Annotated in this window: 26 protein-coding genes, 1 other RNA gene and 1 pseudogene; 6 read left to right on the forward strand and 22 right to left on the reverse strand. The window is 45.4% G+C overall.

Features of this window, described 5'->3' with window-relative positions; translation table 11 throughout:
• Positions 1–89 precede the first annotated feature (89 nt).
• Positions 90–281 (reverse strand): hypothetical protein, encoded by a 192-nt coding sequence (locus tag NYE42_RS11380; RefSeq protein ID WP_003153550.1) that lies wholly within the window; start codon positions 279–281, stop codon positions 90–92.
• Between the two features lie 165 nt (positions 282–446).
• On the opposite strand from NYE42_RS11380, the gene NYE42_RS11385 reads away from it, so the two are divergent.
• Positions 447–599, forward strand: a complete 153-nt coding sequence (locus NYE42_RS11385; RefSeq protein ID WP_003153548.1) for a YpzG family protein — start codon at positions 447–449, stop codon at positions 597–599.
• Between the two features lie 40 nt (positions 600–639).
• On the opposite strand, the gene NYE42_RS11390 is transcribed toward NYE42_RS11385, so the two are convergent.
• The 9 genes and pseudogenes from NYE42_RS11390 to NYE42_RS11430 form a co-directional block, all read right to left on the reverse strand.
• The gene (locus NYE42_RS11390; protein WP_015417697.1) at positions 640–1,806 is read right to left on the reverse strand and encodes a class I SAM-dependent RNA methyltransferase; all 1,167 of its coding nucleotides are present in this window, start codon (positions 1,804–1,806) and stop codon (positions 640–642) included.
• A 96-nt stretch (positions 1,807–1,902) separates the two neighbouring features.
• An RNA gene (gene rnpB / locus NYE42_RS11395) (RNase P RNA component class B) lies at positions 1,903–2,284 on the reverse strand.
• Positions 2,285–2,339: 55 nt separating this feature from the next.
• Positions 2,340–2,639 (reverse strand): cell division regulator GpsB, encoded by a 300-nt coding sequence (gene gpsB, locus NYE42_RS11400; RefSeq protein ID WP_003153541.1) that lies wholly within the window; start codon positions 2,637–2,639, stop codon positions 2,340–2,342.
• Positions 2,640–2,718: 79 nt separating this feature from the next.
• Entirely contained in the window at positions 2,719–3,267 is a 549-nt protein-coding gene (locus tag NYE42_RS11405) for a DUF1273 domain-containing protein (RefSeq protein ID WP_007409499.1), read from the reverse strand.
• A gap of 88 nt (positions 3,268–3,355) precedes the next feature.
• On the reverse strand, positions 3,356–3,592 hold the full coding sequence (gene cotD, locus NYE42_RS11410; protein ID WP_003153539.1) for a spore coat protein CotD: 237 nt from the start codon (positions 3,590–3,592) through the stop codon (positions 3,356–3,358).
• 83 nt (positions 3,593–3,675) lie between these two features.
• A pseudogene (locus NYE42_RS11415) lies at positions 3,676–3,783 on the reverse strand (hypothetical protein); the annotation flags it as partial.
• 121 nt (positions 3,784–3,904) lie between these two features.
• Positions 3,905–5,143, reverse strand: coding sequence for a ribonuclease H-like domain-containing protein (locus NYE42_RS11420; protein ID WP_352426470.1), 1,239 nt, complete (start codon positions 5,141–5,143; stop codon positions 3,905–3,907).
• Between the two features lie 19 nt (positions 5,144–5,162).
• On the reverse strand, positions 5,163–7,409 hold the full coding sequence (locus NYE42_RS11425) for a DEAD/DEAH box helicase (RefSeq protein WP_352426471.1): 2,247 nt from the start codon (positions 7,407–7,409) through the stop codon (positions 5,163–5,165).
• A 98-nt stretch (positions 7,410–7,507) separates the two neighbouring features.
• Positions 7,508–8,014, reverse strand: coding sequence for a PTS glucose transporter subunit IIA (locus NYE42_RS11430; protein ID WP_012117833.1), 507 nt, complete (start codon positions 8,012–8,014; stop codon positions 7,508–7,510).
• Between the two features lie 138 nt (positions 8,015–8,152).
• Here NYE42_RS11430 and NYE42_RS11435 point away from each other — a divergent pair, with 138 nt between their 5' ends.
• Positions 8,153–8,566, forward strand: coding sequence for a hypothetical protein (locus NYE42_RS11435; RefSeq protein WP_039254739.1), 414 nt, complete (start codon positions 8,153–8,155; stop codon positions 8,564–8,566).
• Between the two features lie 29 nt (positions 8,567–8,595).
• On the opposite strand, the gene NYE42_RS11440 is transcribed toward NYE42_RS11435, so the two are convergent.
• Positions 8,596–9,063 carry a YppG family protein gene (locus tag NYE42_RS11440; protein ID WP_094032290.1) on the reverse strand — a complete coding sequence of 156 codons (468 nt, stop codon included), beginning with the start codon at positions 9,061–9,063 and terminating at the stop codon, positions 8,596–8,598.
• 186 nt (positions 9,064–9,249) lie between these two features.
• On the opposite strand from NYE42_RS11440, the gene NYE42_RS11445 reads away from it, so the two are divergent.
• Positions 9,250–9,432, forward strand: coding sequence for a YppF family protein (locus tag NYE42_RS11445; RefSeq protein ID WP_003153532.1), 183 nt, complete (start codon positions 9,250–9,252; stop codon positions 9,430–9,432).
• Between the two features lie 38 nt (positions 9,433–9,470).
• Here NYE42_RS11445 and NYE42_RS11450 read toward each other — a convergent pair whose 3' ends face one another.
• Both NYE42_RS11450 and NYE42_RS11455 read right to left on the reverse strand, forming a co-directional pair.
• Complete coding sequence (locus tag NYE42_RS11450; protein WP_007409492.1) at positions 9,471–9,839, reverse strand: YppE family protein; 369 nt, start codon at positions 9,837–9,839, stop codon at positions 9,471–9,473.
• A 45-nt stretch (positions 9,840–9,884) separates the two neighbouring features.
• On the reverse strand, positions 9,885–10,130 hold the full coding sequence (locus NYE42_RS11455; RefSeq protein ID WP_277506579.1) for a DUF5446 family protein: 246 nt from the start codon (positions 10,128–10,130) through the stop codon (positions 9,885–9,887).
• A gap of 205 nt (positions 10,131–10,335) precedes the next feature.
• Between NYE42_RS11455 and sspM the strand changes: the two genes are divergently transcribed.
• Positions 10,336–10,440: an acid-soluble spore protein SspM gene (gene sspM / locus NYE42_RS11460; RefSeq protein WP_003153525.1), complete on the forward strand. Its 105-nt coding sequence runs from the start codon at positions 10,336–10,338 to the stop codon at positions 10,438–10,440.
• Between the two features lie 43 nt (positions 10,441–10,483).
• Here the strand turns inward: sspM and NYE42_RS11465 are convergent, their stop codons facing one another.
• Complete coding sequence (locus NYE42_RS11465; protein WP_108724853.1) at positions 10,484–11,446, reverse strand: DUF2515 domain-containing protein; 963 nt, start codon at positions 11,444–11,446, stop codon at positions 10,484–10,486.
• Between the two features lie 41 nt (positions 11,447–11,487).
• On the opposite strand from NYE42_RS11465, the gene recU reads away from it, so the two are divergent.
• On the forward strand, positions 11,488–12,096 hold the full coding sequence (gene recU / locus NYE42_RS11470) for a Holliday junction resolvase RecU (RefSeq protein ID WP_007409489.1): 609 nt from the start codon (positions 11,488–11,490) through the stop codon (positions 12,094–12,096).
• A gap of 38 nt (positions 12,097–12,134) precedes the next feature.
• The gene (locus NYE42_RS11475; protein WP_144464466.1) at positions 12,135–14,915 is read left to right on the forward strand and encodes a PBP1A family penicillin-binding protein; all 2,781 of its coding nucleotides are present in this window, start codon (positions 12,135–12,137) and stop codon (positions 14,913–14,915) included.
• Between the two features lie 77 nt (positions 14,916–14,992).
• Here the strand turns inward: NYE42_RS11475 and NYE42_RS11480 are convergent, their stop codons facing one another.
• The 8 genes from NYE42_RS11480 to dinG form a co-directional block, all read right to left on the reverse strand.
• Entirely contained in the window at positions 14,993–15,484 is a 492-nt protein-coding gene (locus NYE42_RS11480; protein WP_144464468.1) for a YpoC family protein, read from the reverse strand.
• Entirely contained in the window at positions 15,481–16,140 is a 660-nt protein-coding gene (nth, locus tag NYE42_RS11485; protein ID WP_047935888.1) for an endonuclease III, read from the reverse strand. Before nth ends, NYE42_RS11480 begins: the two co-directional genes overlap by 4 nt.
• Positions 16,141–16,158: 18 nt before the next feature.
• The gene (gene dnaD / locus NYE42_RS11490) at positions 16,159–16,857 is read right to left on the reverse strand and encodes a DNA replication protein DnaD (protein ID WP_060674319.1); all 699 of its coding nucleotides are present in this window, start codon (positions 16,855–16,857) and stop codon (positions 16,159–16,161) included.
• 94 nt (positions 16,858–16,951) lie between these two features.
• The gene (gene asnS / locus NYE42_RS11495) at positions 16,952–18,244 is read right to left on the reverse strand and encodes an asparagine--tRNA ligase (protein WP_003153515.1); all 1,293 of its coding nucleotides are present in this window, start codon (positions 18,242–18,244) and stop codon (positions 16,952–16,954) included.
• Positions 18,245–18,378: 134 nt separating this feature from the next.
• Positions 18,379–19,560 (reverse strand): pyridoxal phosphate-dependent aminotransferase, encoded by a 1,182-nt coding sequence (locus tag NYE42_RS11500; RefSeq protein ID WP_251257374.1) that lies wholly within the window; start codon positions 19,558–19,560, stop codon positions 18,379–18,381.
• Positions 19,561–19,582: 22 nt separating this feature from the next.
• Positions 19,583–20,068 carry a cell wall elongation/penicillin-binding protein regulator TseB gene (gene tseB / locus NYE42_RS11505; protein ID WP_007409483.1) on the reverse strand — a complete coding sequence of 162 codons (486 nt, stop codon included), beginning with the start codon at positions 20,066–20,068 and terminating at the stop codon, positions 19,583–19,585.
• A 9-nt stretch (positions 20,069–20,077) separates the two neighbouring features.
• Entirely contained in the window at positions 20,078–20,248 is a 171-nt protein-coding gene (locus NYE42_RS11510) for a YpmA family protein (RefSeq protein ID WP_003153512.1), read from the reverse strand.
• Positions 20,249–20,395: 147 nt separating this feature from the next.
• Positions 20,396–23,182 (reverse strand): ATP-dependent DNA helicase DinG, encoded by a 2,787-nt coding sequence (dinG, locus tag NYE42_RS11515; protein WP_352426472.1) that lies wholly within the window; start codon positions 23,180–23,182, stop codon positions 20,396–20,398.
• Positions 23,183–23,215 lie beyond the last annotated feature (33 nt).

A 23,215-nucleotide genomic window follows, 5' to 3' on the forward strand; every position in this document is an offset into this window, starting at 1 on the left:
TAACTATTCGGCATTCAGACCATCTATAATATCATTTAACCCTTTTCAATACAACAAAAAAACTTGGCCTCGCCAAGTTTTTGTCATTATCATTTCCGGTTAATGATATGTGTACATAGGAACGGATGGTCTGTTGAATGTGTATGTTTTACCGCATTTTCAAGTTCTTCCTGTGCGTGTGTCATGGCGGAAGGACCGAACTCCGCTCCGGCTTCCTCCAGCCGGAAAGCAGTTGCGTCTAACGCCTTTTGTATTTTACTGAAGTGCTCGCTGTTCAGCATAAAATAGATCACCTCTCAAATAGAAATAATCATCATTCTATGCCGATGCTTCACTTTCTATACATGCCATTCTGAATGATCCGCACCTGACCTGCACAAACTACAACAGATATTCGATCGAATATCCATCTTCACAAAATTATTCTATCCGGGAGTGATGGTTACATGAGTTATAAAGATCGATTAGATCAGCATTCTGAATTGTTTCATCACAATTGGACGCGGCCGAAACGCTCTAAATCGCAAGTGAACGGCCACACCGAAATGTCCCAGACCAACATTATTTTACGGAGCAACGCAAAAGCGCACCGCTGGTAATGGCAGAATAAAACGTAAAGATGCCGGAGAAGACGCTGTTTCAGGCGTCTTCTCTTTGTTGCGGCTTTTTCCGCTGCGGCCGCACTTTAGCCCAGTACTGATAATAATCCGTTTTGATAAAACCGTTAAAGAGCTTCCGTTTTTTGGTTGCTTTTCTTCCGTAGACCTCTTCAAATTGTTCATTTGACGTCAACATGTAGACAGACCATGTATCAAGAGATTCAAATGCCCGGCCCATTTCTTTATACATCTGCTCGACTTCCCTTTTTTCGCCGAGCCGTTCGCCGTACGGAGGGTTTCCGACGATTACGCCGTATTCGAGTTTCGTCGTAAAATCCTGCACCCGCATTTGCTTGCATTCGATCAGGTCACCGAGTCCCGCTTCTTCTGCGTTTTCTTTGGCGATGTTTACCATCCGGTGATCCACGTCACTGGCAAAGATCTGCAGCGGCTGATCATAGTTCGCCTTTTCTTCCACTTCAAGACGCGCCTTGTCCCACAGTTCTTTTCCGATCCATTCCCAGTCTTCTGAAACAAAATCACGGTTAAAACCGGGAGCAATGTTTTGTCCGATTAAAGCGGCTTCAATGGCGATCGTGCCGGAACCGCAGAACGGATCGACGAACGGACGGTCAGGCGTCCAGTTGGTTAACTGAATTAACGCGGCAGCGAGCGTCTCTTTAATCGGAGCTCCTCCCTGATCAACCCTGTATCCCCGTTTGTGAAGGCCTGTTCCTGATGAATCCAGTGTAAGCACGGCTTTATCTTTTAAAAGGGAAATCTCCACCTTATACTCGGGGCCCGTTTCTTCAATCCATTCATTTTGTTTTCCTGATTGAAGTTTCAGCTTTTCCGCTATCGCCTTTTTGACGATCCGCTGGCAGTCAGGCACACTGGCAAGCACTGATTTCACGGATTTTCCGATAACGGGGAACTTTGCGTTTTCCGGAATGTACGCGCGCCAGTCAATCGCTTTTGTTTTTTCAAACAGCTCATCAAACGTTTTCGCCTGAAACTCGGCGACCTGTACTTTGATGCGGTCAGCCGTCCGCAGCCATAAGTTAGCGCGGCAGATCGCAAGCGCATCTCCTTCAAAAATGACTTTTCCGTTGTCTACTTTGCATTCATAACCTAAATCACGCACTTCTTTGGCGACGATCGCTTCAATTCCCATCGGCGCCGTCGCTATTAGTGTGTACTTCTTCATCGTATCACCCTGTCTCTTTTAAGCTTTCGTCTCATTCAAGATAAAAGCTCCCCTTTAAAGGAGAGCTCTAATTTGTCATATCAATAATGTTTAACGTTCTGTAAGCCATGTTTTGTTCCGTCGTACTGCAATCGGCTCATCACCTCGTACTCAGGCGGCAATCATCTATCTACAGAAAGCATTCTGTCCTTCTATCTGTTCAATTCCTTCAAGAAGGTTCCCCTACCAAAATTTGGGTTTCTCGCTCGAGGGGTTTACCGCGTTCCACTCTCACCATTTCTGATGAGACTTCGTCACTGTGGCACTTTCAAGGATACTCAGCCATATCCGGAGACGTAGGCTTTTTTCCTGCCGTCAGCCTATCAAGGCTGCCCTAGCTTATTTCTTCGCTAGGCACGAACACTACGGGCATCTCAGCACCGTGCGAGCATGGACTTTCCTCTACAGATTCAAAGATCTGCAGCGATTACCCGAACGTTAAGAACACTTGTTCATTATAAAGCAACTTGTCTCATTTGACAAGTGCATCTGCCCTATTCGTCATAAAGTTTGCTGCCGAATACATGTTTCTCAAGGTTGGACAGCCTTTTCAGAATGTCAAAGTTGGTCGTATTGGACTGCACCGGCTGTTTTTTGCTTGCTTCTTCAAGCTGTTTTTTCAGCTGCAGATTTTCTTGCTGCAGTTCTTCAATTTCTTGATGAAAGGTTTCATAATCCTTAATAATCATATCTAAAAATTTGTCAACGTCTTCTTGTCTGTAACCTCTAACGCCTGTTTTAAATTCTTTTTCCAAAATGTCTTTCGCAGAAAGCTTTACTTTATCAGCAAGCATCTTTTTCACCTCATATCGTGAATCATCATGTTATATTTTATTCAGAAACACGTCCCGTTGTCAAATATTCTCTGACGTGTTATGTAAAGAAATCTTCTTCTTCAACGGCGGCACGGAGATCATCCATCGTAATCGAATAAATCGGATATCCGTCTGTTTCACGGCGTTTTTCTGCCTGCTGCAGCATATATTTCGGCGATCCTTCCATTTCAGGATCATATAAAAGCAAAAGCGCATCTGACTTTTCAATAAAGAACGCGTTTTTCTGCCGGAATTGGAGCGGACTTTCGTACGGCCGATGCGTCAGGCTCTCCTCATAATCTGCCTGAGCAAGCACCGCTTCATACATTTCTTTATTCGGTTCCTTCCACTTTTCTTCCTGGCCGTAGAAAGGCGTGATAACGGCAACCTTTAATTCCGGATACTCTTCTCTGAGATCGTACGCCGTTTCAGCCGCCCAAAGCTCAGTCCCCAGCTGTCCGGATATGAGAATCCATTCCAAGCCTTCGTCAATAAAGCTTCTGAGTCTGGTTTCTATCGCCTTTTTTATATAAACAAGCGCCCGGTCATCCTGTTTAAAAATTCCGAGTTCAAACGGCTTGTATCCTGTTACGGCTAATACTTTCAATTGATCACCTGCTTAAAAAATGGGGCTCCCCATCGGGCCCCATTTTGATTTGCTGATATCCTAACCGATCTTGCTTAAGCGTTCAATACTAATGATCGCAGCAAGGGCTTCCGCACTGAAAATGCTGGTGAGTTGTCGGGTCAACATTTGAAAAAGTGTGCGGATAGTAATGAACGTGCTCAAAGTTGTGGTGATTTACGTTAGTTGTATGTTGCGGATGAATATGCGGCACAACTGTGTTAGAAAAACAATGGTGTTCACAGCAATGAGTCGGATGGACAATCGGCGGCATCACGTTTGGTCTGCAACAATGATGATGAAACATGCTAAATCCCCTCTCCATTAACTTATATTACACTGTTAGGTTATGAAGAAAAGAGGGTGCATGTTCTAATTCAATCACCCAATTTAAAAGTGTGTCAGCAAGCTGTCTTTAAAATTCGAAAATACAAACGCAATCAAAAAAACCACGACAAAGAACAAGTAAAAAACACCTTTATACATACCAACTCTCCCCTATAAATAACTAACGCTATTTTACAAGATGCGGCACCATTCTACAACAAAATCGATGCGGATTCAGAAAAAAATATTTTTGGCGAAACAGCTCGGCTTTTGCGCTTTCCCGGGCAATATTTCAAGAAGGATATTTCCTCTTAAGCCGGGCAATTCTCACATGGAGCTTCTCGGCTTCTTTTTCCGATATTTCCCCGTCTTCTGCCGCCTGCTGTGCGGCCTGCAGAGCTTTTTTATAATCTTTTGCGTGATGCTCAAAATAGATCGCCAGCTCTACCGCTGATTGGTGTCTGCATATGTGAAGATCAGAGCCCGTCAGTTTCTCCCAAAGGGGCACGGCGTCTTGCCTGCGGTTTTGTTTTTTATAAAGCATTGCTAAGTCAAAAAGGGCCCGATCCGAATCTTCAAAGGCTTTGCCTTGCAGCGCTTCCAGCTGTGAAACAGCCCGATCGGTTTCTTTATGAGCGATAAACCATTTCGCCATGGCGTATGCTTCCTGACGTTCTGACGTCTGATCAGAAGATGCAAAAATCTTTTTTGACATATGGATGTAAAGAGCGATGAGGGAAAGCACATCTTGTTCATTATGCGAGAGCACTCCCTTTAAAAGAGCCGGATCCTCCGCCTTTAAAAATTGAAAATACAGCATCGGCGCCAAATAACCAGGTGTGTCTTCGTCCCTTTTAAAAGCAAGCTCTTCATTTTCAACCGCTGAAAGCGATACACGCTCTAATTTATGTTTCCAAAGCCGCCTCGCTCCGTGCAGAAGATCAAAGTGTCCGAATTCAGGAAGTTTCGGAAGTCTGTCCCGAAGCAATGTATGCCTTGTTTTTACTTGCGGCCAGTCAAAGGCTTTTCCGTTATACGTAACAAGAGACGTAATGTCAACCTCACTTAAAAAGCTTTTGTAAAAAGCCGTCTCGTTTCCCGGTTTAGGAAGCAGATGCTGTTTAACCGCGACACGGTCTTCATACACTCTTGCATGGCCGAGCAAAAAGATCATATTGCCGGCCCCGCCGCCGAGGCCGGTCGTTTCAGTATCAAAGAAGAACAGCTGGCTTTTTTCGTATCCTTCTGCTGATAAAGTATGTGTCAAACCGCCTTTATTCCATAATGCCATGACGTCATCAAGTTCACTGAAGCTGTACCGTCCGTGGCGGTGCGAAAGCGGATAGACGGTTTCGCGGATAAGACAGTATTCATCCTCAAAAAAGAAAGGCTTCACTCCGAATGCCTCCCATTCTTCTCTAAATGGGACTTGAATATCCGGGACCGAAAGTTGTGAAGCTGCCGGCTTTTTTTCAGCTTCCGGCACATTCAGGTGGTTTTTCATCCGCTTTAATTTATTTTTCAAGGACATCTTTCGTCCCCCTTTTCTTTTACACGTAATTCAAGAGCCGGAGTATCGCTTTCTTTGCATCTATTCCTTCTATTTCGGAGCCGATGCAGGAAGGACATCCGTCTTGACATGGACATTGTCTGATCAGGCGCTCAGCCCCTTCATTGATTTCATCAAATCGCTTATATACTTCATCAGCAAGTCCGATTCCGCCCGGATAATGATCATACAGAAAGATTGTCGGAAGTCCGGTATGTGCGGCTTTGGTTTGCGGCACGACATGCACGTCATTTCGGTCGCACATGACGTATACAGGCACGATATGCTGCAGGACGTGGGCAATGCCTAAAAGCAGCTGTTCAAGCGTTTTTTCGCCGATCTCCGAATCCGTCTCTTTCAATTCAAGCCAGGCAGCACTGGTATGCAGTTCTTCTTCTGGAAGATGAATCGGCCCTGATCCTATATTTTCAAATGTCGTCATTTTAATTTTTTTAAATATTGTCGGAAGTGCGTTCACGGTTACATCGCCGAAATGTAAGGCCGTTTTCTTTCTGCTGTCCGTTCTGTCAATGTCCAGCACTTTCAGCTGCACCGCTAAATTGGCATCTGTATAATATTCGACATCGACCTTTCGCACGTACGCTTTTTTATGATCCCAATCAAGCTTTTCAACCTGGTACTGCACCCCTTCATGAAGATAAATCGCTTCATCATGAAGAAGCGTCATCGCGCTGAAGCGGTCCATTTCTCCGATGATTTTTACATCAGCCGTCTCTGACCGGTCAACGATGACCACGTTTTCCTGTGACGCCGAACGGAGACTGATGTTGGAGGCGGGAAAAGATTCGCTCGCCCAGTGATAGCGTTCGCGGTTTTCGTGAAGCACCCCTTCTTCTTCTAAATACTCGAGAATGTCTCTTGCATCATTTTCTCCGAATGTTTCATCGGCTCTGAAAGGCAGCTCATACGCGGCGCATTTCAGGTGATCGACCAATATAATGAGATTATCGGGATTGATTCTTGCAGATTCAGGCGAGCGTTTAAAGAAATAATCAGGATGGCGCACAATATATTGGTCAATCGGATCAGAGTTCGCCACCATCACGATAAGCGCCTCTCCCTGCCGCCGCCCGGCCCGGCCCGCCTGCTGCCATGCGCTCGCGACACTGCCCGGGTACCCCGTCATCACGCAGACCTGAAGCTGGCCGATATCAACGCCGAGCTCCAGCGCGTTTGTGCTGACAACACCGAGAATGCTGCCGTCTCTTAACCCCCGCTCTATTTCTCTTCTTTCTTTCGGAAGATATCCGCCGCGATAACCTCTGACAGACTTCGCGCCGATTTCTTTTTTTACGATCTCCTGAATGTGGCTTAAAATAATTTCAACCCGGACACGGCTTCTGGCAAAAACAATCGTCTGGATCTTATTTTTTAAAAAAGTTTTGGCAAGTTCGTTCACTTCCACGGTGGCGCTTTTTCGAATATGCAGCGGTTTATTTACAATCGGAGGATTGTAAAAAGCAAAGTGCTTTCTTCCGGCCGGGGCGCCGTTATCGTCAATCAGGCGCACTGATTTTCCCGTCAGCTGCTCCGCCAATTCCCTCGGATTGGCGATTGTGGCGGATGTACAGATAAATGACGGCGTGCTTCCGTAAAAAGCGCAGATTCTCATTAAACGGCGGATGACGTTCGCCACATGGCTGCCGAATACGCCCCGGTACGTATGTAATTCATCAATGACGATATATTTCAGGTTTTCAAACAGACTCACCCATTTTGTATGGTGAGGAAGAATGGCTGAATGAAGCATATCAGGGTTTGTGATCACAATATGCCCGGCTTTTCTGACTTTCTGCCTGATGGCCGGTGATGTATCTCCGTCATAGGTAAAGCTTTTAATGTCCATGCCCGTCTCGTCTATGATTTCGTTCAGCTCGCTTTTTTGATCCTGCGCGAGCGCCTTTGTCGGAAATAAATAAAGCGCGCGGCTTGAGGCATCTTCCGCGATAGACTGAAGAACCGGAAGATTATAGCACAGTGTTTTTCCGGAGGCCGTCGGTGTGACAGCCACAATGCTTTCTCCGTTTTGAACCGTCTGAAAAGCGGAGTATTGATGTGTAAAGAGCCGCTCGATCCCCCTCTTTTCGAGGGCCGCCCGAATTTTCGGATCTACTTGTTCCGGCATCGGCATGGTTTTCGCCTCCCGCGGTTCCTCTTCATGCCAATGCACAATATTTTCATGATTTTTTAATTCCTGAATCAGTTCGCTCAGTGATTTTTTCTTCATCGTTCACACCTCTTTATGAGGTACAGTTTACCGAATATTTGTTTGCCTGGCTAGATGAAAATCCTGCACAAGAAAAAAAGCAGGGAATCAGCCCCTGCCTACTTCATTTTTATCGTAAAAAGCTCTGTTTGTCCTTTTTTCGCTTCATTTGCGCCTGCAAATTGCAAAGGTTCTGCGGCATCGCCATTCATAATCACCATAGGGATGACGGTGCTGCTTGCTTTTTCTTTTATTAAATCCAGCCGGCACGTTAAAAGCAGATCGCCTGTTTTCACTTTGTCTCCTTCTTTTACATGCGCTTCAAAGCCTTCGCCGTTCATATTGACGGTATCCAAACCGACATGTATCAAAAGTTCCGCTCCGGAAAGGGTGCGGATGCCGACAGCATGTTTTGTATGGAACAGCTGAATCACTTCTCCCTCAACCGGTGAAACAATGTCTCCGTTTGCAGGCTCGACGGCGATCCCGTCCCCCATCATTTTTTGTGAAAATACGGGATCCGGCACTGAAGCCAAATCCATCACCGCTCCGTCAGCCGGAGAAAAAATCACTTCCTCGGCCGGCTTTTTCCGGCTGTCTCCCAATCCGAATAATTTTTTCAGCAATGTGTTGTGCTCCCCTTCCTAAATGTGAATCCGTTACCAGTTTATTCTCCACTATTTAACCATACTTTCTTTTTTCCTTCAATTCTTAACCATACGGCATAACATCGCATAGTCTGTTTGTAAAAAGGCGGTGGTCATATGGATCAATCACAAAACGATAAACTTGATCCGCAAAGTAATGAGGACATCATCAGCCATGCGATGGACCAATTTTTTCACTCAGGTCCCTTCGCAGAATTGATGCAGGGTTTTCAGCACCTTGTCAATTCGGCTTTTACTGAAGCGCAAGTGACGATTGACGTCAGAGAAGAGCCGAAGGGCCTCGCGGTTGATATCGGCGTTCCCGAGACGTTCCGTGACGGGGATATGCTGGTGGAAACGAAGGGGTGCTACCTTCACGTTACAATCCGCTACGATCATAAACAGGCTCATTCATCCCATGTGTCTTCAAGCATGACAAGAACCGTTGTCCTCCCGTATAAGGTGAGTGAAGAAGATATGGAAACATCCTGGAATGAACAGACGCTTACCCTCTTTTTCCCTAAAAAATAAGCATGAATGATGGATATCATTCATGCTTTTTATTTGAAGATACTGGTGAAGCCTTTCACCAGCGATCCGACCTGATTTACGGCGCTTACCATCTGCCCCGTTGTATCTATCATTTTATTAAAGTCAAACTGTCCGTTCGTTTTTTTAAACTGGGAGAGTATGCCTGAGAATTGGGAAGACTGCTGCTGATTCGGTCTGGGAACGGGGTAAGGATTCACAAACCCCGGCTGCCCCCCGGGCATGGCTGCCTGAGGAGGAGAGGGAGCAAACGGCTGCTGCATATGACCGTATTCCTGATTCGGATAAAATTGCTGCGGGTACTGCCCTTGCTGATGATATGGCGGATGCTGCAATGGCTGTATCTGCTGCGGACTCGGCGGCTGTAGCGGCTGTATCTGCTGCGGATACGGCTGCTGTAATGGCTGTATCTGCTGCGGGTAGAAATATCCCGCCGGCTGCTGGTACATATTTTGATATGGCTCTGCTCTCCATTGCATACGACATTCCCCCTTGTCTCTCACTAAGTTTCTGCTATATATGTATGAATTCCGCCGTGGTTATGTGCTTTCGGTGATTCTGATTTTTGTCAAATGCTGTCGAAAGTCTTAATTTTTTAAAAACAGAAAAAAGTCGAATCGTTATGTTACCATAATCTCAACATACATGAGAGGGGATGCACCATTATGAACGTATCATACTTAAGAAAGCGTTTTGCTGAAGTGAAAAAATATGAAACAGATTGTGCAGATAAACTGATGGACTTTGCAAAATTCCTCTATATTCAAGGCCATCTCACCGCAACCGAATTTCGAAACAGTATGAAGGTTCTCGAAGCAAGTGGAGCAGAAAACCCGGCGTATGAATAACATACCCGACCCCTTTATATAAAAGAAGGCAGCCGTTTTCAGCTGCCTTCTTTTTCAATTTCATCCCTTAATATACGAAGCGTATATAAAACAGATTCAGTTAAATCCCTGTATCTTTTTTTATGAATATGATGAACATATGATTGGAGCATCAGCTCTCCGAAATTTTCTGTAACGGCCTGAATTTGTGCGTGATGAACGTATTTCGGACGGTTTTCCTGAATAAACGCAAGTGCTGCTTCTGTCCAAAGCGCGCAAAGCCGGTCTCTTTTTTCAACATCGGGTTTAATAATCTCAAAAAAATCATATGAACGGCCTGACTCTTTTCCATCCTGATACCTTTTTTCGGCTTCCAGAACCGCCTCTATCATTTGTTCTGTCAGCTCCAATAACGACTGTGTCTGCAAACGGACTCACCTCAGTACATATGGTACCAAAGTTTTTGCATAAAATCAGCTGATCCGGCAGACTCTCGGCAAATCCTTTTTACGCCGGTCAGTCAAAAACAGGTCATCAATACAAACATGAAGCTCCCGCGCCTCTTCCTCAAGGCGGGAAAGTTTCTCCTGTCTGATTTCTTCAGCTTCCGCCTGACAGGATCTGACTGCTTGGGTAAGCGTCTTTTCAGCAACAGAAATCCGGATTTCGATATCAGAAAGCAGACGGAGAATATCGGCCTTGCTCGTGTAAACAGACATTCATGTTCCTCCCTTTTATCACTTGCGTCTCTTACGAATATAATTCTCGTTTTCATACCGCTCTCCTTTGCACATGACAAAACTAGAAGCAGTTCGGCAAACAAACAGAGATTATCCTAAAAGGCGTGCCTTTCGACAAAAAAGTGCCGCAAACTTTGTATGAACCGGCACGTTAATGCAAACGATACAGTTGAGGAGGTGCCGTATGAAAACGAGACCGAAAAATGCAGGTAAACAGCAAAAAACCGAAGCAAAAACGACTGATACGCTTGATAAAAAATTAGGCGGCCCAAACCGCCCTTCCACGTAACACATCAGCAGCCCGAAACCCCAGCGAACGGTTTCGGGCTTTTTCATTTCTTCAGCCACTCTTTAACCGCGAAGAGCGCATGGAGCTCCCGTCTTTTCTGGAAGTACCAGTCCGTCAGTTCAAGCTGTTTCGGCATTTTCTCCTGTAAGAAAGCCCCTTTTCTTAACCTTTTTTGAAACCAATCCGCCCTTTCGCCGTCTAATGGGTGGGCAACAATGGGATAGGTTGTCCTCAGCATCGGTGATGTTCTTTTTTTGATGCCGATCATTTTCTCCATATCAAAGCGTGAACCGGTATGAGGAACGGTATCAAGAAAACGGTAAAAAGAAGCGTGAAGATCAGGGCTGAACAGAAGGCGGGCCAGCTGTTTTCCGAGCGTAATTCTTTCTTCGGTTTTTGAAAACCGTTTGACGGAAATTCCGTATAAATGTCCGTCAAATGAAGGGAATATCACCGTATTAAAGTGAAAACAATCACTTAAATAAAAAGGAATCGTGCCAAAAACATTCTTTTTAAACGAAGGATTTTGTATAATAGGTGCTTGGATAGTGTTTTGTTCATTTATAATAAGAGCATACATGAGCCGTTCCGTATCTCCGTCACGCCAAAAGCGGAACCATTCTTCCTGCATAAAAGCCGAGACGCGGAAATAAGGAAGATGACGGAAAAGAGGTTCGCCGATTTGTTTTGACCACTGGTAGACCAGAAGCTGAGGATAGGCATCAGAAAAAATCAGCCAATTCGCCCTTTCATACGAAAGGAAAAACCAGTTTTTCTGACTGCTGTCAAGGCCCTCCTGATAAAGGACGCCTCTTAAATCAGTCATCGACCAGCCCGCATTGCGGGACACAAACGATGCCAAAAGCGGCCACTTGATCTCAGGATGGCGGTCATAATATGCTTTATAGGCATTCGTCCGGGAAATATTATCGGCATTTTTTATTTTCGTCTCTTTTTCGATCAGGCGAAGAATGGCGGTTACGGTCTGTCGTTTATGCACGTTCATTCACTTCCGTCACTATTAGTTTGATAAGGAGGATGGAAAAAGTGATTCGGTACCCGAATGGAAAAACTTTTCAGCCGAACAAAACGGTTTCATCCCAAAACAGCCAGAAACGGTCCCATTCATACAGTAATCGCGGCATGACCCTCGAAGACGACCTGAATGAAACGAATAAGTATTATCTGGTTAACCAAATTGCTGTCATTCACAAAAAGCCGACACCCGTCCAGATTGTAAACGTCCACTATCCGAAAAGAAGCGCCGCAGTCATTAAGGAAGCTTATTTTAAACAGTCTTCCACAACTGACTACAACGGCATTTATAAAGGGCGCTACATTGATTTTGAGGCAAAAGAAACAAAAAACAAAACGGCATTTCCCCTGCAGAATTTTCATGATCATCAGATTGAGCATATGAAGCAGGTGGTCAGACAAGACGGCATTTGTTTTGTTATTATATCCGCTTTCGGAAAGGTTTATTTCCTCGAAGCCGACAAGCTGTTTGTCTTTTGGGAGAGAAAGGAGAACAATGGCAGAAAATCGATTCGCAAAGACGAATTAGAAGATGCTTCCTTTCCGATTTCCCTTGGATACTCACCGAGAATTGATTATATTAGTATTATTGAACAGCTTTATTTTTCGCAGGAACAGTAGACTGAGCGAAAGGTTGATAAACGAAAGGTTGAGATGTTATGTCAGATCAATTTACGAGCCGTGAAGAACGCCGTAAGGCAAGGCAGACGAAAAGCACTAAGCCCTCTTCACCGAAAAAAGGCAAGAAACAGCGTAAAGGCGGTTTATTCAAAAAGATTGTACTGTCCTTGGTTATTCTGTTTGTCCTTGGCATAGTCGGCGGAGCGGCGGCATTTGCCGTTTTGGTTTCCGGCGCGCCGTCTTTGGACGAAGCCAAGCTGAAAACGCCTTACTCTTCAACGATTTACGATAAAAACGGCAAAGAAATCGCGGAAGTGGGCGGTGAAAAACGAACCTACGTCCCGATTAAGGATATACCCGATGTTGTGAAAGAAGCATTTATCGCAACTGAAGACGCCCGTTTTTATAAGCACCACGGTATAGACCCGATCCGGATCGGAGGCGCCTTGGTCGCCAACTTTACGGATGGATTCGGTTCAGAGGGAGGAAGCACAATCACCCAGCAGGTTGTGAAAAACTCGCTTTTGACCCATCAGAAAACGATTAAACGGAAAGCACAGGAAGTGTGGCTTTCACTGCAGCTGGAGCGCCATTATTCTAAAGATGAAATCTTAGAAATGTATTTAAACAGAATTTATTTCTCACCGCGTGCCTACGGCGTCGGTAAAGCCGCTGAAGAATTCTTCGGCGTAAAAGATTTGAGCAAGCTTACGGTTGAACAGGCGGCGACGCTTGCCGGAATGCCGCAAAGCCCGACCGGATATAACCCGGTTAAAAATCCGAAGGCTTCCGAAAAACGCCGAAACATCGTTCTCAGCTTAATGGAAAAACAAGGATTCATTTCAAATTCTGACTACCAAAAAGCAAAGAAAGTGTCCATGAAAGATGAAGGCGTCGTCAGCCAAAAGGAATACGATAAAAAGGACACAAATAAATACAGCGCTTTTGTCGAAGAAGTTATGAAAGAAATTGAGACAAAAGAAAAGAAAGACGTCGATATTTCAACTGACGGATTGAAAATTTACACGACTCTTGATACGAAAGCACAAGATTATCTTGATCAATTGATGAACGGAGATACAGCCGGCTTTTCGGAAGGCATGCAGGGCGGCGTCACCCTCCTTGATACGACAAACGGAGAAATCCGCGCTATCGGAGCAGGACGGAACAGAACTACCGGGGGATTCAATTATGCAACACAAGGTAAAACCCAGCCCGGTTCAACGATAAAACCTATTCTTGATTACGGCCCGGTCATTGAAAATAAAAAATGGTCGACGTATGAGCAGATTGATGATTCGGCTTATACGTACTCTAACGGCACACCAATCCATGATTATGACAATAGATACAGAGGCCAGATATCAATGCGAGAGGCCCTCTCAGACTCACGTAATATCCCTGCTTTAAAAGCATTCCAAGCAGTTGGAAAGGATAATGCCGTGGACTTTGCAAACGACCTGGGATTAGGTTTAAACAAAGATCAAGTATATGAGCCCTATTCTATCGGCGGTTTTGGGGATGAAAATCGCGGTGTATCTACTATGACCATGGCAGGCGCCTACAGCGCTTTCGGAAATAACGGAACGTACAATGAACCGCATGCGGTCACATCAATTGAATTTAATGACGGCACTAAGCTTGATTTAACACCGAAACCGAAAAGTGCTATGAGCGATTACACGGCATTCATGATTACCGATATGCTCAAAACAGTCGTGCAGTCAGGAACAGGCAGACTGGCTCAAGTACCGAACGTGGAAGTCGCCGGTAAAACGGGTACGACTAACTTTACTAAAGAGGACATTCAAAAATATAATATTGCTCCAGGCGGAGTTCCAGACTCCTGGTTTGTCGGATACACCCCTCAATATACTGCGGCGGTTTGGACCGGAGTTGAGTCTGGCAACAAAGCAGGCAAGAAATCACTGTCTTCTGCAGACCAGCAAGTCGCAAAACGGATTTTCCAAAAGCTGATCTCTTACGTTGATGACGGTAAAGGAAGCTTCAAGCAGCCTGACAGCGTCGTCAAAGAAACAGTTGAGAAAGGCTCGAATCCTGCCGCTTTAGCCGGACCGAATACGCCGGATGATAAAAAAGTGACGGAGTACTTCGTGAAAGGAACGCAGCCAACTGCCGTTTCTAAAACGTACAAGAAAGAAAAAGCCGATAAACCTACAGGATTGCAAGTGAAATACGACAAAGATAAAAAATCATTAACTTTAAGCTGGAATTATGACGGTGATGCAACATTCAATGTCAAACAATCCGTTGACGGCGGAAGCTACAGTGACATTCAAAACAGTTCGGCAAAAGAAGCCGTCGTCTCAGATGTCACACCAGGCTCCACATACAGCTTCCAGGTGACAGCGGAAAACGATGACGGAAAAAGCGATACGGCATCAGCTTCTTTCAAAGTCCCGAAAGATGAAGAAGACGATGCGGATAAAGATAAAGCGACTGACGATGAACAGAAGTCTGATGAAGATAAAGACAAAGACAAAACGCAAACCGATGATTCAAACACAGATGACAATCAGACAGATACGTCTGACGGATCGGATCAAACACCAACTGATGACCCGGATAAAAATCAGGATCAATCCGATAAGGATCAAACAGATAACAACAATCAGAATCAGCCCGGTAACGGGACCGATAACAACGGACAGCAAGATAACTCTGATAATGGTTCCGACTCCGGTTCAGACGGCCCGAATAAACCTGACAACGGTCAAACGGACAAAAACCAAGACTCATCTTCAAATATCAACGGGCAGTCCAATTCGTCAACCATCCAGTCAAATCCCGCTCATTAGCGGACGAAATCCTTCACCTCAACCAGGTGAAGGATTTTTTTCATACAAAAAAACCTCCTTTTCTCATAAGGAGGTTTTTAACCTTTGTTCATGGCTTCATATTTATGATATTGTTTCTTCATCTCCGTCATCAATTCATCCAGCTGAATAAACGAGTGATATTGAGTCGGTTTTGTTAAAATAAACGCCATTCGCTCCGCCCAATTGATCGGTTCGGCGGGAAAATGCTTTGTTTCAAGCACAGACCAATCGAGTGATGTGACCCGCTCCCCTGCCGTCCAGTGAAAAGCGGCAATCAGACAGGCAATTCCCTTCAGCATGTCATTTTGATCACATCTCGATTTTCTTGTTTGAAAAACGGGAAGCAACGTTTCTTTCGTTTCATTCCAAATCTGAAACAGAAACGGGACATATTCGCCCCTTTCCCTCCATGGCTGCACTGTTGGCTGACCGCTGAAATCCATATACAGCGGATGGCGGCGCAACGCCGTTTTGACCTCGAGGCTTTCCAAGTCCGTAAGGCTGCGCAGGTATGTTTCATAGCCTGCCAGAATGTCAATCGCCGTCACCGTTTCACCAGCCCTTTTTTGTCACGCTTCTGCCCTTCTCTGCATAGCGGAAGCAAAGGACATTCCGCACAGCGGGGAGATTGCGCTTTACAATGATACCTGCCGAAAAATATTAATCTGTGATGCGTAACAGACCAATCCTCTTTCGGCACTTTTTTCATTAATGTTTTCTCTACCTCCAAAACAGAGTCCTTCCAGCGGCAGATACCAAGCCGTTTAGAGACTCGCTCCACATGAGTGTCTACTGCGATCGCAGGTACGCCGAAAGCAACAGACACGACCACATTTGCCGTTTTCCGTCCGACACCCGGCAGATTCACAAGCTCATCCCGGTCTTTCGGCACTTCTCCGCCGTACTCTTCGATGATCATTTTGCTCAGCTTTTGAATATTTTTGGCTTTATTACGGTACAGACCGATTGATTTAATATCCTGCTGGAGTTCTTCCAGCGATACGGAAAGATAATCTTCGGGCCGTTTATATTTTTGAAATAGCGTTTTTGTCACTCTGTTGACGAGAGCATCCGTACATTGCGCGGATAGTGCGACTGCCACAACCAGTTCGAAAGGATTTGAATGGACAAGTTCACATTCTGCGTGCGGAAACATATCGCCGATTTTTTCAAGACAATATTCAATCTGCTTTAAATTTAACACGTTTCTCCCCTTCTCATGTTATTGTTCCAGCCAATTATAAAAAGGCACCTGCCTCGTATACTCTTTTTGCGGATCATTTTGTTTCGTTTGAACACGCCGGAATTTTTGACTGTGCGCCTTCGCCTGCTCAACCGTTTTGAAGCCGTTCTTTTTCCATTCAAATAAAATCCGGTCAATATAGCGAAAACTGAGTTTCCCCGATAAAACGGCTTCTTTTAAGGCGTGCTTAATCAGAATCGCATCATGCTGATCCTGGTCCTGCCATATGGCCAGCGTCTCGCATTCAAGCGGCGACAGCGGTCTTCCGAACTCTTCTTCAAAGATGGTATACAGGCTTTTTTGTTCTTTTTCTGACGTTCTTTCCTGCGTTTCATTTTGAGAATGCTGCATGTAATCATACAGCTTCGCCCATAACGGCTGCAGAGAATATTTTTCAAACTTTATGCCGTTATGGTCTTCACATTCTTCAATAAACAGAAAACCTTTTTGAATAAACATTCTCAGGCAGCTTGTACATTCTTCAGCAGAGATGGACATGCCTGACTGAAGTTCAAACGGCGTCGGAAAATAAGAGCCCTTTTCCAAATGCATTTTAATCTTCAAAAGCAGGATCAATTCGGTTTCATTCAGCCCGAGCTGCCGGTAATGTGTCAGCAGCAGGTTGGGAATGCTTGAAATGCCAAGTTCCTGCATATCTATAAATTGCTGTTTTTTCATCCTTACACCTCTTACTGTAAAAGGTTATCTCCGGGAGTTTTCCCCTTTACTTAGAAAAAGTCTCCCTTGCAGGAGACTTCGTTTTTCATAACTATTACGGATACAGACGGTTCAGAAGTCTCGGGAACGGAATCGTTTCACGCACGTGAGGCGCTCCGCTGATCCAAGCCACTGTCCGCTCAAGTCCGAGGCCGAAGCCGGAGTGCGGAACAGAACCGTATTGTCTGAGTTCAGCATACCATTTGTAAGCATCTGAATCCAGACCGTGTTCTTTTAATCTTTCTTCCAATAAATCCATATCATGAACGCGTTCTGAACCGCCGATGATTTCCCCGTAGCCTTCCGGAGCGATTAAGTCGGCACATAACACGACATCGTCACGATCTTTGGCAGGCTGCATATAAAACGGTTTTAATGACGTCGGGTAATGAGTGATAAACACCGGTTTGTCATAGCTTTCTGCGATCGCTGTTTCATGCGGCGCACCGAAGTCATCTCCCCACTCAATATCGTCAAAGCCTTTTTCTTTCAGGAATTCGATCGCTTTATCGTACGTAATGCGCGGGAATGGCGCTTTGATTTGTTCAAGCTTCGATGTGTCTCTACCTAATGTGTTCAGCTCGATCTTACAATGTTCCAGCACACTTTGTACGATGTATGCAACATAATTCTCCTGAACTTCAAGGTTTTCTTCAAATTCAACAAATGCCATTTCAGGCTCAATCATCCAGAATTCGATGAGATGGCGTTTCGTTTTCGATTTTTCCGCTCTGAACGTCGGTCCGAAAGAGAATACTTTTCCGAGCGCCATTGCAGCTGCTTCCATATACAGCTGGCCGCTTTGAGACAGGAAGGCGTCTTCATCAAAATATTTTGTCGCGAAGAGCTCAGTCGTGCCTTCCGGAGCGCTTCCCGTCAAAATCGGCGGATCAACTTTCACGAAGCCTTCTTTATTGAAAAATTCATAAGTCGCACGGATGATTTCGTTGCGGATTTTCATAATTGCGTGCTGGCGTTTCGAACGGAGCCATAAATGTCTGTGATCCATTAAGAATTCCGTACCGTGCTCTTTAGGCGTAATCGGATAATCAGTCGCTTCGTGAATGACTTCAATGGATGTAACAGCAAGCTCATAGCCAAGCGGTGAACGCTCGTCCTCTTTCACAATTCCTTTTACATAAAGTGACGTTTCCTGTGTCACTGATTTCGCGATTTGGAAGATGTCTTCTTCTACTTCAGCTTTAACGACAACTCCCTGAATGAAGCCTGTACCGTCTCTCAGCTGTAAAAATGCGATTTTACCACTTGAGCGTTTATTAGCGACCCAAGCTCCAATCGTTACTTCCTCGCCTGTGTGTTTATACACTTGGTTGATTGTTGTTTTCAAACTCTTTCCCTCCAGAACAAGAAAGACATTCAGGAATCTGCCTGAATCTCTTTTTTCATCACTTTATTATACCCGTTCTACTCTAACGGGGTCAATGCAAGTGAAAAGCGGCTTTAAAAGCCGCTTTTTCAGAATCAGCTGTGTTTTTCCGTGAAGCGGCGGATTCTTTCGACCGCTTCTTCTAAAAGATCGAGTGACGTTGCGTAAGATAAACGGACGTTGTCCGGTGAGCCGAAGCCCGAGCCCGGCACGACGGCGACTTTTTCTTCTTCCAGAAGCGCCTTGACGTATTCATCGACATCTTTGAATCCGCAGTTTTCTGCGGCCGCTTTGGCGTTAGGGAACAAGTAAAACGCCCCTTCAGGTTTGACACAGGTGAATCCGGGAATTTCACTGAGCTGAGCGTAAATGGTGTTCAGTCTGTGCTCAAATGCCTGTCTCATCTCTTCCAGCGGCTCAGCCGGACCGTTATAGGCCGCAATAGCGCCGTATTGAGCGATAGACGTCGGATTTGATGTGCTGTGGCTCGCAAGGCTCGTCATCGCTTTAATAATCGTCTCCGAACCCGCCGCATAGCCGATCCTCCAGCCCGTCATGCTGTGAGATTTCGACACACCGTTAATGATGATCGTCTGCTCTTTCAATTCATCTGAAAGCTGTGCGATTGAGACGTGTTTTTTTCCTCCGTATGTAAGCTTCTCATAAATCTCGTCAGAAACGATCAGAATGCCATGCTCCAGACACACTTTTCCGAGTTCCGCAAGCTCTTCTTTCGTATACATAACACCTGTCGGGTTGCTCGGTGAATTGATAATGAACGCTTTTGTTTTCTCGGTGATAGCCTGCTTCAGCTGCTCCGGTGAAATTTTAAACTGATTGGATTCCAGCCCTTCTGCATAGACGGGACGCCCCCCTGCCAGTTTCACCTGCTCAGGGTAGCTGACCCAGTAAGGAGTCGGTATAATCACTTCGTCCCCTTCATCGAGAATAACCTGAAATAATGTATACAGAGCGTGTTTCGCTCCGGTGCAGACAATGATTTCTGACGGCTTATATTCAATCCCCTGGTCGTTTTTGAATTTTTTTGCAATACTGTCTTTCAGCGCCGGCAGACCGCCTGATGGCGTATATTTCGTATGGCCTTCATTCATGGAACGCACCGCGGCATCTATAATGTGCTGAGGCGTATTAAAATCCGGTTCTCCTGCTCCGAGGCCGATGACATCATGGCCTTCTGCTTTCAGCTCTTTCGCTTTTGCAGTAATTGCAAGTGTTGCAGACGGTGTTAATGCGGATACTCTTTTTGCCAATTTCAACTTGAACTCCCCCTAATACGTCTCACGGTGTGATGTTTTTGAGAATCTTGCCGCTTGTAAAGTCCACATAACTAAAGCTATACTGCCCGCTTTTGTTGATATAGGTCACTTCCCATAACGGAACATTGTTTTCTCTCGCCGGGTGAACGCCATTCAGCTTGGAAACAAGCCCTTCGTCCCGAACGATCTTGGCAGCCTTGCCGCTTGAAATGCCGTCACTGGCTTTTTTTGAGAGAATTTTTGCTTTTTTGTCGGCCGGAACCCATACATACATATCTTTTCCATGTTTATCCGTTCCGGTAACAACATAATATTTCTGTTTGCCGACAAAGGTCTCCACTTTCTCAGCATCTGTCAGATCCGTTTTTTCTTTAGCGGCTGCGGCAGCTGTTTCGTGGCCTTCTTCTTTTTGAGCCATTGCAGATTTAAAAATGCTGGCCGAAAATAAAAGAACTGCTAAAAAAATAATACCAAATACGGCTGTAAATATTAATGCTTTTTTTCTCATCTTTTTCACCTATGTGCGATAAATGGTGAAGACCGCTTCATTTTGATTTTCTTCGTCGAGCGCAAGCCCGAACATCAGATTGTCCCGTTTCAAAGTCCGGTTTAATGTATCGACGATTTTATATAAATCATCTGAATGCTCCACATTAATCGTTGACAGAATTTCAATTTTGCTTTCCATTTTTATACCCTCCATCGGTCGAACAAATTTTGTTAGTCATAACGGGATGCGCCCGCGGCATAATAAAATCACAAGGCGGCATGAACCCGCTTTTACTATAAAAACAATTCCTCATCCCACACCACGAAAGCCGCGATTATGCGGCTTTTATTCCGTTTGGCTGACATAAGCCCCGAGTTCGGCATCCGTCAGCTCCAAAAGGGATGAAGTCGGGAGCGCTTCAAGAAACAGCCGTCCGTATCCCGCCGTCTTTACACGCTGATCTAAAAGAACGATCGTTCCCTTGTCTCCCGCCGTACGGAGCAGGCGCCCAACCCCCTGTCTGAACGTTAACACAGCCTCAGGCAGGGAAATCGTCTGAAACGGATTTTTGCCCTGCTTCTTGGCAAATTCGCATTTTGCGGCATGAAGCGGATTGTCAGGCGCCCTGAAAGGAAGTCTTGCGATCATGACGGTTGACAATTCATCCCCCGGAAAATCAACGCCTTCCCAGAAATGATTCGTCCCGAGCAAAATCGCCCGGCTTGCCGTTTTAAAGGTTTTCATTAATTTACCGGGACTCCCGCCTGAAATACCTTGGGCGAGAAGCTGAATGCCTGATATCTCCATACTGAGTTTCAGTTCCTGATACACTTTTTTCAGCATATCATGAGACGTAAACAGGACAAGGATCTTCGGCTGTTTTCCCTTTGACATGATTTCTGCATACTTGGCAATATGCTCGATGACTTCCCGCTCTCCGTCATATTTAACGGATTTCATCTCTTTCGGAATGATGACGTTCATCTGATCATCGTAAGAAAAAGGAGACGGGATGCTTTTGGTGCGCGGATAAAAATCCGCAAGTCCGAGCCTTTCAATCATAAATTGAAAAGAATGCTCCACCATTAAGGTCGCTGATGTGAGCACAACGCTTTTTTTGCGGGCGAAAAACTGGTCTGCCAGCATTTCACCGGGCTCCAAAGGCTGCGCATAGATGCTGACGGCATTTTTTGCGCCCTTCGCGTCAATTTCAACCCAAACGGCTTCTTTCTCATCATTTTCAAACAGCAGCCTGCTGAACGTATCGCGATATTCTTTCAGCCCCCTGATACACTTTACATATTCGGCCGCTAAAAAAGCCGCTCCGCTTTTCATCTGATCAAGCTTTTGATGTAACAGTTTCTCCTGTACTGAAAACATGTCAAGCAGCTGATCCAGCATCGCACAAAGCCGCTCCGCTCCGTCCGTTATCATGTGAAACCCTTTATCCTGGCTTTTATGATTGAGACTATAAACGAGACGGTTCAGATCGTCTTTAGGTTTTCTTCGTTTGACAAAAGAATGCACTGAACTGAAAAATGCGTCGCTTTCCGATTGAATATGCTTCATCCACTCATCGGCGTCAAAAAAACTTTCCGCCGGCAGTTCATACGTATAAAACAGTTTTCTCATCCGCTTTAACAGTCCGTGTTCCTTTAAGGTTCCGATTCGGCTGAGCTTTGTGTGCAGTCCGATGTATGAAGCTCTCTTCCCCAGGTGCTCGCTGGCAGCGCGTTCGAAATGATGCGCTTCATCAATGATGATCGTTCCGCTTGCAGGCAGTTTTTTCGTTTCACTGCTTTGATCTGAAAACAGCAAAGCATGGTTTGTGATAATCAGATCTGCGGCCTGCGCCTTTTCTTTAGCCCGTTCATAAAACCCGGCAGCCGAGTCCTTCCCTTTTTTCAAAAAAGAATTCTCATCGTAAGCCATGCGCTCCCACAGCAATCTGCCGCCTGATGGAAGATTCAGCTCAGCGGCGTCGCCCGTTTCAGTCTCCGTCAGCCAGACGAGAAGCTGCGCTTTCGTCAAAACCGCATCATAGTTGTCATCTTCCTCATGCAGAATATGTTCAAACTTAGGCAGGCACAGATAATGTGATTTCCCTTTTAAAATAGCGGCTTTAACCGGCCAAGGAAACATACGCTCCAAAAGCGGAAGATCTTTAGATATGATCTGCTGCTGCAAAAGAGTAGAGTACGTGCTGATAATCACGGGAGTTTGCTCCGCTTTGGCAAATAAAACAGCCGGAACGAGATAACCGATCGTTTTTCCGATGCCGGGTGCCGCTTCAATCAGCGCATGCTCCCGATTGCGGAAGGCGCCAAGCACTTCATCCATCATCGAAAGCTGCCCTGTCCGCTTTTCATAGCGGGGGATGATGCCGGATAAGATCTGTTCTTTTTCTTCGTTCCACTTTTCAAGGTCAATGGCCGCATTCACCGGACGGGAAACCGGAATGTGATCGGGCTCTTTAATTGAAAAAGAGGCGTATGGAATGCAGCGCTTTTCTTCCGCCGGCCTGCTTTCATGTATAAAAGAATCCAAAAGCAGCGTCAAATCGCTGATAAAATGCTGTGAAAGCCTTCTAAGCTGCTTTAATGTCGGTAAAGGCAAATGTTTCAGTTTATGTAAAATGTCTAAAAAGACCAGTCCCGTAACCTCCGCATCGCTGTCTGCGCGGTGAGGGCGGTCATGAACAATATTCAGCTCCGCACACAACTCACCGAGCTTATATCCTTCAAACCCCGGGAAAACAATACGCGAAAGCTCAACCGTATCAAGCACTTCACAATCCGGCAGCTCATAGCCCGCTTCGCTCAGTTCATACCGGACAAATCCGAGGTCGAAATGAATATTGTGGGCAACAAAATACGCGCCGTCAAGCAGATGAAAAATCTCCTCTGCGACCGCTTCAAACGGCAGTTCATTTTCAACCATTCCGGACGAAATTCCGGTCAGCTGTTCAATAAACGGCGGGATGGCCTGATTCGGATTGATATATTTTGAAAACCGCTCAGTTATTTGTCCATTTTCAATGACAACCGCTGCGATTTGAATGATTTTATCGCCCTTTTTCGGCGAATTTCCTGTTGTTTCGACATCTATGACAACGAACCGTTGTTTGTTCATTAAAATGGACACCTCAATTCTTGCATACGAGAA

Origin of the sequence: Bacillus sp. FSL K6-2865, from assembly GCF_040311405.1 — a bacterium.
Lineage (GTDB): Bacteria > Bacillota > Bacilli > Bacillales > Bacillaceae > Bacillus > Bacillus velezensis.

Excerpts from the sequence above, each read along its gene's own strand:
- cotD (WP_003153539.1), bottom strand. The coding sequence starts at position 3,592 with ATGTTTCATCATCATTGTTGCAGACCAAACGTGATGCCGCCGATTGTC.
- tseB (WP_007409483.1), bottom strand. The coding sequence starts at position 20,068 with ATGAGAAAAAAAGCATTAATATTTACAGCCGTATTTGGTATTATTTTT.
- dnaD (WP_060674319.1), bottom strand. The coding sequence starts at position 16,857 with ATGAAAAAACAGCAATTTATAGATATGCAGGAACTTGGCATTTCAAGC.
- dinG (WP_352426472.1), bottom strand. The coding sequence starts at position 23,182 with ATGAACAAACAACGGTTCGTTGTCATAGATGTCGAAACAACAGGAAAT.
- NYE42_RS11475 (WP_144464466.1), top strand. The coding sequence starts at position 12,135 with ATGTCAGATCAATTTACGAGCCGTGAAGAACGCCGTAAGGCAAGGCAG.
- NYE42_RS11385 (WP_003153548.1), top strand. The coding sequence starts at position 447 with ATGAGTTATAAAGATCGATTAGATCAGCATTCTGAATTGTTTCATCAC.
- NYE42_RS11420 (WP_352426470.1), bottom strand. The coding sequence starts at position 5,143 with ATGTCCTTGAAAAATAAATTAAAGCGGATGAAAAACCACCTGAATGTG.
- gpsB (WP_003153541.1), bottom strand. The coding sequence starts at position 2,639 with ATGCTTGCTGATAAAGTAAAGCTTTCTGCGAAAGACATTTTGGAAAAA.
- NYE42_RS11455 (WP_277506579.1), bottom strand. The coding sequence starts at position 10,130 with ATGTCTGTTTACACGAGCAAGGCCGATATTCTCCGTCTGCTTTCTGAT.
- sspM (WP_003153525.1), top strand. The coding sequence starts at position 10,336 with ATGAAAACGAGACCGAAAAATGCAGGTAAACAGCAAAAAACCGAAGCA.
- NYE42_RS11425 (WP_352426471.1), bottom strand. The coding sequence starts at position 7,409 with ATGAAGAAAAAATCACTGAGCGAACTGATTCAGGAATTAAAAAATCAT.
- NYE42_RS11440 (WP_094032290.1), bottom strand. The coding sequence starts at position 9,063 with ATGCAATGGAGAGCAGAGCCATATCAAAATATGTACCAGCAGCCGGCG.
- NYE42_RS11435 (WP_039254739.1), top strand. The coding sequence starts at position 8,153 with ATGGATCAATCACAAAACGATAAACTTGATCCGCAAAGTAATGAGGAC.
- NYE42_RS11445 (WP_003153532.1), top strand. The coding sequence starts at position 9,250 with ATGAACGTATCATACTTAAGAAAGCGTTTTGCTGAAGTGAAAAAATAT.
- NYE42_RS11510 (WP_003153512.1), bottom strand. The coding sequence starts at position 20,248 with ATGGAAAGCAAAATTGAAATTCTGTCAACGATTAATGTGGAGCATTCA.
- NYE42_RS11465 (WP_108724853.1), bottom strand. The coding sequence starts at position 11,446 with ATGAACGTGCATAAACGACAGACCGTAACCGCCATTCTTCGCCTGATC.
- NYE42_RS11390 (WP_015417697.1), bottom strand. The coding sequence starts at position 1,806 with ATGAAGAAGTACACACTAATAGCGACGGCGCCGATGGGAATTGAAGCG.
- NYE42_RS11380 (WP_003153550.1), bottom strand. The coding sequence starts at position 281 with ATGCTGAACAGCGAGCACTTCAGTAAAATACAAAAGGCGTTAGACGCA.